The following is an 8,222-nucleotide window of genomic DNA, read 5'->3' as shown; positions in this document are numbered from 1 at the left end:
AATATTCGATATTATCTCTTTTTCAAAATCAAGGTTGATTAGCTCTGTTTTTGCTACTTCTATTTTGTCAATATAATTAGATGAAATGTTATCATTTAAATTAAATCGATTTCTCCTTTTGAACTCTTGTATTGAGGATTCTGAAGATTTTAAAGTGCTAAATACATTTTTAAGTTGCTCATCTATAAATTGAATAATATTGCTAGCACTTTCTGCCTTTTTTTCAACATCATATTCTATAAACTCTTCAGCTATTTTGTTCACTACTTCAGAACTTTTTTTCGCGTTATTGTCCAGAAAAGAAACACTGATAGTTCTAGCTTCATGATTCGCGATTACAACTTGAAGTTGATTTCTGTACTGTGATATTAAATTATTAACGTTATTCATTTGGAAGAAGTACAGTTTTTTATCTTCTTCAGGCAAGGAGAATATTAAGCTATTGAAATCCAGTATGTTGATTTTTAGGTCGAAGTGAGGAAACTGTATCCACTCTGGAAGGATTCCGGATTCTGTAAATTCTTTCCCCCCAAAACGGTAAGACACCTTGACTTCTCTCTCGCTTATAAAACATACAAAAACATTTATACCATAGATCCCTTCTGTTTTAATTTTTGTTTCGACGTTAAAGGGCGACTTGTTATAAAGTTCATTGTTTTTAAAGGTGCCTTCTATGAAATAAGAATGCTCTAAAGGGAGTTGATTTAGAACACGCTTAATAAAGACGTTTGATTTTAGAAGCTCAATTTGCGCTACTAATCCTTTTTGCTTATATATGTCTTCAACATTAAGGACTCGTTTTGCCTGATTGTTATCGCTTAACTGAATAATAGAATTAGACTGGTGAACTTCTTGCGAATACCGAATAATTAGAAATGCACTTAATAAGCCTATAAAGAAAAACAAGAAAAGCCATGGAAGGTTTTTCTTAATAATATTGAAAAATAAGCCCTCATTAAATTCTTCATTTAGGTTAGAAAAGCTTTTTTGGATCATAAGATGTGTTCAATCATTAATTTCCCAAGCCAGTTAGCGTGATGATAAGAAGAATAGTCGATAATAATGATACAAAAGGGTTTAAGTTTCTCAACGCTTGCTCTGCAATATTTGGTATGGGATCAATATAGATCATATCACCCCCTTGAAGGATCAATTCTCCTTGTTTGAGCCCGTCAATATTTGATAGATCGATTAGTAATACTTCGTTGCCAGTCTTACTTGAAGCACTCTTTCTAATTACTTTGATTTTCTTAGACCTTCCTGTGCTCGGTATACCGCCGGCTAAAGCTAAAGCTTCCAAGAGTGTAGTGCTTTCGTTTTGTAATGAAATTGTCTTAGCGCTACCTGAACTCCCAGGAAAGATCATTACCCTTCTATTAGTTACTTTGAGAATAACAAAAGGTTTTACATAGTAGGCCGAGTATAATTCTTCAAGCATTAATTCAGCTTGTCTAATCGTCTTACCTGCGATTTGAGTTCTTCTAAGTAAGGGAAGTTTTGTCTTTCCATCAAATTCAACTAGGTACGTACTGCTCTGATTCTGTCTGAGAACATTTCCTCCTTGCCCTCCCGATGATAGGTCGATTAATTTAAATCCATCATTGTATAATAAACGAAATGTCAGTCTATCATTCGGCGAAATCACGTACTCCTGATTACTTTCTTTTGGGAAGCTAGAGAATTGATAATCTCTCTTTGTTTTCAACATCATACTTGGATTGAAATAGCAAGAGCTTAATGTTGAACTCATTAAAAAGATCAATAAACAAAATCGGGAAATTGGTGTCATGTTGCTGTTTGTATTTAAGTAAAAGTATTAAATAGTATGCAAATCAAATAATAGAAGTGATCTGCAGTTAATTTAATCTCTATTTGTCATCTTTATTAATTGCTCATATAACCACTCCATGTTGCTACATAAGGTTTGATATTCAAATTCTTTAGTAGATTTTCCTGACGTTGATTTTGTCATTTCTTCTCTTTTAGAATCATTCTCAATTAGTTCAAGTAAGTTTAATTTAAAAGCATTCAAATCATCGCTTGGAGAAAGTAGAGCTGTAATATTTTCATTAACAATATTTTCAATTCCTCCTACTCTTGTTGATACAATAGGTTTTCCTGCAGCTTGGGCTTCAATTAAGCTGACAGGTGTGCCCTCGTTAAAAGATGTTAGTGCTACAATGTCTGAACCAGCTAATACTTCATCTACTTCTTTTATCCAAGATGTATATGCTATTACTTGGCTATCACGATTGAATTCTTTTTCCGTGAAGTCGAGATCTAATTCGGATGTTAATGTCTGTAGTTTTGCCTTTTCTTGTCCATCGCCAACTATAAGTGCTTTTATATTTTTATTAGTTTTTTGAACAATATATTCAATAGACTCAAGAAATAGTTTGTGGTTTTTAATAGGAGCTAAACGTCCAATAATTGATATAACTATATCATTTTCTTTAATGTTAAATTTAGTTCTAAATGCTTCTCGCTTTTTTTGTTTGTCTTCTTTGAATTTTGATAGATCGAAACCGAGAGGTACGATACTGGTTTTGTTTTCAGCGGATATTTTGTGAATGTTAACGAGTTCCTTCTTTTGAATTTCTGATATGGCAATAATCTGTGTACTGATTGATGCCAAATATCTTTCGATGATTTTGAACACAGAGGTTATAATTGTAGAGAAGTAGGAGTGGAAGACATGCCCATGAAATGTATGTACTATTATAGGGACTTTACAATGGTATGCTGCTAACCGTCCTAGTGCCCCCGATTTTGCTGCATGTGTGTGCACGATATCAGGTTTAAATTCCTTTATGATTTTCCGAATTTTGAAATAGGCTTTAAGATCATTGAGCGGGTTAAGGCTTCTCTTCATTTCTGGAATTAGTAGAGGATTTAACCCTAGTTTCTCTAAGATGAATAATGAACTATCCTCGCTTTCTTCCTTTTCGCCTCCTATTAACATTGTCTCGTAATCATCAGACATGTACTTTGATAAGTAGCTAACGTTAAAAGTTGGTCCACCTAGGTTGAACCGGTTAATGATTCTCAATACTCGAGGCATATCTGCTTGTTTCTATGATTTAGAATGCGATCATGCCATCCATTTTTTCCACCATGTTTGGAATACAATTAATCCCCAAATTTGGGATTCAATAGCTCCAGGTGAATTGGAAAATAATCGCGATTTTAATTCTTTTATTTTGCTTGGGTTGAATATGTTTTGCTCTTTAACGAAAGAGTCTTCAAGAAGTTCATCATTTATTAAACTTTTAAGTTCGGTTTTAAAGCAACTTAATAATGGAACCTCAAATCCCTTCTTTGGTCTATCGTAGAGCTCACTGGGTAAAATTGACTGGAAAGTGTCTTGTAAAAGTTTCTTTTTAATTTTTCGATTTATTTTAAAATCAGGAGTTAAGTTAAAAACGTAATCAACTAATTCGTGATCCAGAAATGGCGTTCTAACTTCTAAACTATTTGCCATAGACATCATATCGACTTTGTGAAGCATATCGTTTGGAAGAACTAGATGCATGTCAGATCGTAGGATGTCGTTGAAATCGCCCTCGTTTTTTATGTCTTTTAAAAGAGTTTCTTTTCTTTTATCAAGGATGTCTTTCTCTAAAGTATGATTAAGAATGTTTTGTGAAGAAATATCATTGAATTTGGCCCAATTCCAATATCGTTCTTTGGCTGATAAGTTTATTCCATCTCTAAATCGATGGAGTTGCCTTGAAATGTTTCCGATTTTATTGCTTCTGCTCTGTGGAATGTTTTCCCAAATGAAAGAAGATTTACGGATTGCATTAGCCATAAATCCAGGGTTTCTGACTTCGTATTCTGCTTTGTGTTTGTTGTATCCTGAAAAAAGCTCATCGGCTCCATCTCCAGACAATGCAACCGTTACATGTTGGCGTGTGTATTTGCTAAGAAGATTTACCGCCAATGCAGATGAGTCTGCAAACGGCTCGTCTAAATAGTCTAGCGTTGAATGAAGACTTTCGTGTAATTCATCCGTGGAAAGTGCGAATTCAGTGTGATTTGTATTGAATTTCTTTGCAACTAAACGAGAGTAGAATGTTTCATCAAACATCTTGTTATCTTTGAATCCAATAGAAAAGGTGTTGATTTTGTTGTGATGTTTCGATGCTAAAGCCGTAATGATACTAGAGTCAATTCCTCCACTTAAGAAAGTGCCTAATGGTACATCAGATACCAACCTGCGTTGTACAGATTTCTCTAAGATTTCTAACGTCTGTTTTTTTGCCTCATTGTATGTATGGGATGAATAGGTATTAGGCGCAGGGATTTCGTAGTAGCATTCTGATTCTACTTGCTCGGTTATTTTCAGGAAGTGGCCAGGTAGTAATTTTTTTACATTTTTGAATATTGAATGCGGGGCAGGTATATAGTTTAATTCTAAATAGGAATGGAGTGATTCGAAGTCGATTTCTTTGGAAATATTATAAGAAAGCAGCGCTTTCATTTCTGATCCAAAAATAAGTTTGTCTTCATCCTGTAAATATAAAAGGGGTTTTATACCAAATCGATCCCTTGCAATAAACACGGATTCATCTTCTTTGTCGTAAACCGCGAATGCGAAAAAACCATTTATTTTTTCAAGGGATTTTTCTTTTAGCTTGATATATAATTGTAGAAGAACTTCAGTGTCGCCGGTAGTTATGAATTGTACTCCATCGTTTTGCAATTCGTCTTTTATGCTCGCGTAATTATAAAATTCGCCATTGTAAACAATAGTAAATCTTCCGGTTGGATCTGTAAATGGTTGAGAGCTCGCCGAGCTAGTATCGATAATAGACAGCCTAGTATGTCCTAATGAAACGTTCTTGTCTCGAAAGGTGCCATAGCTATCAGGGCCACGTTTACTTAGGGCACTTACAGCCTTGTCGATGGAATCATGAAATGATTTTCCTTGTTCACTAAAAGAAACAATACCTGTAATACCACACATGGTATAAAGTTAATTGTTTTGGTAACGTGGCGTCTATAAATGAATTACTTCGCCATATGCCGCAGCGGCCGCTTCCATAATTGCTTCACTCATAGTAGGATGCGGGTGGACGGTTTTTATTAATTCATGTCCAGTTGTTTCTAGTTTTCGTATTGCAACAATTTCTGCGATCATTTCTGTTACGTTGGCCCCGATCATATGTGCACCAAGTAGCTCACCGTATTTTGCATCGAAAATTAATTTAACAAAGCCGTCTTTATGGCCCGAAGCTGATGCTTTTCCTGAAGCGGCGAATGGAAATTTTCCGATTTTCAATTCATATCCAGCTTCAATTGCTTTTTTTTCGGTTAAGCCAACAGATGCTATTTCTGGCTGGCAATAAGTACACCCCGGGATGTTGCCATAATCAAGTGCTTCTGTTTTTTCTCCAGCAATTTTTTCAACGCAAATAATACCTTCGGCAGAAGCTACATGCGCTAAAGCCTGACCTCCAACGCAATCTCCAATAGCATAAACATTAGGGATGTTTGTTTGGTAATATTCATTTGTTACAATTTTCCCCGCGTCAGTAATTACTCCAGTGTTTTCTAGTCCAATGTTTTCAATGTTAGAAACTATACCTACGGCAGATAATACAATATCTGTATCAATGGTTTCTTCTCCCTTGCTTGTTTTAACAATTACTTTAATCTTTTTACCAGAAACCTTAACGCTTTCAACACTTGCATTAGTCATTACCTTCATGCCCGATTCTTTGAAAGACTTTCGGAGTTGATCCGAAACATCTTTATCCTCTACAGGAACAATTGTAGGCAAGTATTCAATAAGAGTAACTCGTGTGCCTAAAGTCTGGTAGAAATAAGCAAACTCTGAGCCTATTGCACCTGAGCCAACCACTACCATCGATTTTGGCTGAGACTTTAGAGTAAGCGCTTCTCGGTAGCCAATAATATGTTTTCCATCTTGTGGGATATTGGGTAATTCTCGTGAGCGAGCACCAGTTGCAACAATTATGTTCTTTGATTGAATGATAGATTTTTTACCATTCATTTCAATCTCAATTGTATTGCGATCTATTAATGTTCCAAAACCGGTTATTACATCAATCTTGTTTTTTTTCATGAGGAATTGAATTCCTTTACTCATTCCATCCGCTACATCTCTACTTCTCTTGACGATAGCTGTAAAATCTGCTTTAACTCCACTTGTAGTTATGCCAAAATCTTCTGCATGATTTAGATATTCAAAAACTTGTGCACTCTTCAAAAGTGCTTTGGTTGGGATACAACCCCAGTTAAGGCAGATTCCTCCGAGATTTTCCTTTTCGATAATGGCAGTTTTAAGACCTAATTGAGACGCGCGTATTGCCGCGACATAACCTCCGGGGCCGCTTCCAAGAACTACAATATCATAATCCATTCGATACGTTTTTGTGATTGTGTTTGTATAACGAATTTAAAGGTAAATAGTTGAATAAAAAAGAAAGAGCTAGGGGTGCGAAATACAAGATAAATGTTAAATTTGATTAGATGGGCCATAATAATTCTAATGGCGTATTAGAATGAAAATTATATTAATTGAATTAAAGAATACTTACAATGAGAAAATACGACAAGTTTTACATCAATGGACAATGGGTTCAGCCAAATGGAACAGGAACGAGTGAAGTAACAAATCCAGCAACTGGAGAGATTTCTGCTGTTGTGCCAATGGGTAATTCGGAAGATGTGGATGCTGCTGTTGCTGCCGCAAAGGAAGCGTTTAAAACTTGGTCGACTACAAGTGCTTCAGAAAGAGAAGGGTATTTGAGAAAACTTGCTGCTGAGGCAGAAAAGAGAAATGCTGAATTAACAGAAACAATTATTGACGAGTTAGGAATGCCAGTGCAGAATGCCGCAGCTTATCAAGTTGATCCGCTAGGAATTATTTGTGAGTCGTTTGCGGATAAGGCGAAGCACATGGATGAAGTTGAGGAAGTGGGTAACTCTGTTATCTCTAAAGAGCCTATCGGCGTTTGTGCAATGATAAATCCTTGGAACTATCCAATCTGGCAATTAATTGGAAAAGTTGCTCCTGCAATTGCAGCTGGCTGTACAATGGTTGTAAAGGCTGCAAGTCAAACTCCTAGTCATTTATTTATTTTTGCTGAAATGTGCGAAGCCGTTGGTTTGCCAGCAGGTGTTTTTAATATTGTTCATGGAAGTGGAAGAGAAATAGGTGGTAGATTAAGTTCGCACCCAGATGTTGATTTAGTAACGTTTACTGGTTCTACTGGAGCCGGAGTACAAGTAACTAATGCAGCAGCTCCAACGGTAAAAAGAGTTTGTTTAGAGCTAGGAGGTAAGTCACCTTTCATTATCACGGAAGAAGCGGATTTAGATGCTGCAATTGATTTCGGTATTAATGATATTATGGTTAATACGGGACAAACATGCAACGCTCTTACAAGAATGGTTATTCATGAATCTATCTATGATAAAGCAGTTGAATTAGCAAAGACTAAAACAGAAGCTTTAACTGTAGGTGATCCGACAGATCCAAGCATTTTTATTGGCCCAATGGCTTCTTCAAGTCAAAAAGCTACCGTGCTAGAGTATATTGATAAGGGTATTGCAGAGGGAGCTAGGTTAGTAACTGGTGGTACTGGAATGCCTGCAGGAATGACTGTTGGGAACTATGTTTCTCCAACAATCTTTGCGGATGTTACAAATGATATGGCTATTGCACAAGAAGAGATTTTTGGGCCGGTTCTATCAATGATTAAGTATTCAAGTATTGATGAGGCTGTGGAAATAGCAAACGATACGCCATTCGGATTAGCATCTGCTGTTTGGGCAGGAGATAAAGATAAAGCCAAGGCTATTGGTCTTAGGATTAAAGCAGGACAGTGCGCAATTAATGGTGGCGAGCCTAATCATGAGGCTCCTTTTGGTGGCTATAAAGAATCAGGAAACGGACGTGAGTTTGGAAACGCTGGATTGCATGAGTATTGCGAAATAAAAGCTATGCAGTTTTAATAAATATGTCTAGTCCTAAATAATCGTTACAGGTTTTAGGTTGATAAAAATAGATTAATTAAAGAGCAGCAAAAACGTTTTTGCTGCTCTTTTTCATTTTATAAGTTTTAATTTTTGATTGATCGTGCATTTGTATTGGAGTTAGCATATTGCAGGACTCATGCGGTCTCCTGTTGTTATATATCTCAATACGTTCTTTAACAACTTGTTTGATAGTTTCTATATCTAGACCTTTT

7 protein-coding genes are annotated in these 8,222 nt (G+C 36.0%); 1 reads left to right on the top strand and 6 read right to left on the bottom strand.

Going from position 1 to position 8,222, the window contains the following annotated elements:
- The 5 genes from HRT72_09280 to lpdA all read right to left on the bottom strand — a co-directional run.
- Window positions 1–996: hypothetical protein (locus tag HRT72_09280; GenBank protein NQY67896.1), on the bottom strand; the 996-nt coding region annotated here is incomplete at its 3' end.
- Window positions 997–1,012: 16 nt separating this feature from the next.
- On the bottom strand, window positions 1,013–1,750 hold the full coding sequence (locus HRT72_09275; GenBank protein ID NQY67895.1) for a polysaccharide biosynthesis/export family protein: 738 nt from the start codon (window positions 1,748–1,750) through the stop codon (window positions 1,013–1,015).
- Between the two features lie 111 nt (window positions 1,751–1,861).
- A complete protein-coding gene (locus HRT72_09270) occupies window positions 1,862–3,061 on the bottom strand; it encodes a glycosyltransferase (protein NQY67894.1) in 1,200 nt (399 codons plus the stop codon).
- A gap of 30 nt (window positions 3,062–3,091) precedes the next feature.
- The gene (gene asnB / locus HRT72_09265) at window positions 3,092–4,969 is read right to left on the bottom strand and encodes an asparagine synthase (glutamine-hydrolyzing) (GenBank protein NQY67893.1); all 1,878 of its coding nucleotides are present in this window, start codon (window positions 4,967–4,969) and stop codon (window positions 3,092–3,094) included.
- 33 nt (window positions 4,970–5,002) lie between these two features.
- The gene (gene lpdA / locus HRT72_09260; protein NQY67892.1) at window positions 5,003–6,388 is read right to left on the bottom strand and encodes a dihydrolipoyl dehydrogenase; all 1,386 of its coding nucleotides are present in this window, start codon (window positions 6,386–6,388) and stop codon (window positions 5,003–5,005) included.
- 179 nt (window positions 6,389–6,567) lie between these two features.
- Here lpdA and HRT72_09255 point away from each other — a divergent pair, with 179 nt between their 5' ends.
- The gene (locus tag HRT72_09255; GenBank protein ID NQY67891.1) at window positions 6,568–7,986 is read left to right on the top strand and encodes an aldehyde dehydrogenase family protein; all 1,419 of its coding nucleotides are present in this window, start codon (window positions 6,568–6,570) and stop codon (window positions 7,984–7,986) included.
- Between the two features lie 58 nt (window positions 7,987–8,044).
- Here HRT72_09255 and HRT72_09250 read toward each other — a convergent pair.
- A partial coding sequence (locus tag HRT72_09250) for a transposase (GenBank protein NQY67890.1) occupies window positions 8,045–8,222 on the bottom strand: 178 nt, incomplete at its 5' end.

The organism is Flavobacteriales bacterium (assembly GCA_013214975.1).
Classification (GTDB): domain Bacteria; phylum Bacteroidota; class Bacteroidia; order DT-38; family DT-38; genus DT-38.
Note: the sequence above shows the minus strand (reverse complement) of the source record. Positions and strands in the feature narration are given on the sequence as shown.

Excerpts from the sequence above, each read along its gene's own strand:
- HRT72_09275 (NQY67895.1), bottom strand. The coding sequence starts at position 1,750 with ATGAGTTCAACATTAAGCTCTTGCTATTTCAATCCAAGTATGATGTTG.
- HRT72_09270 (NQY67894.1), bottom strand. The coding sequence starts at position 3,061 with ATGCCTCGAGTATTGAGAATCATTAACCGGTTCAACCTAGGTGGACCA.
- asnB (NQY67893.1), bottom strand. The coding sequence starts at position 4,969 with ATGTGTGGTATTACAGGTATTGTTTCTTTTAGTGAACAAGGAAAATCA.
- lpdA (NQY67892.1), bottom strand. The coding sequence starts at position 6,388 with ATGGATTATGATATTGTAGTTCTTGGAAGCGGCCCCGGAGGTTATGTC.
- HRT72_09255 (NQY67891.1), top strand. The coding sequence starts at position 6,568 with ATGAGAAAATACGACAAGTTTTACATCAATGGACAATGGGTTCAGCCA.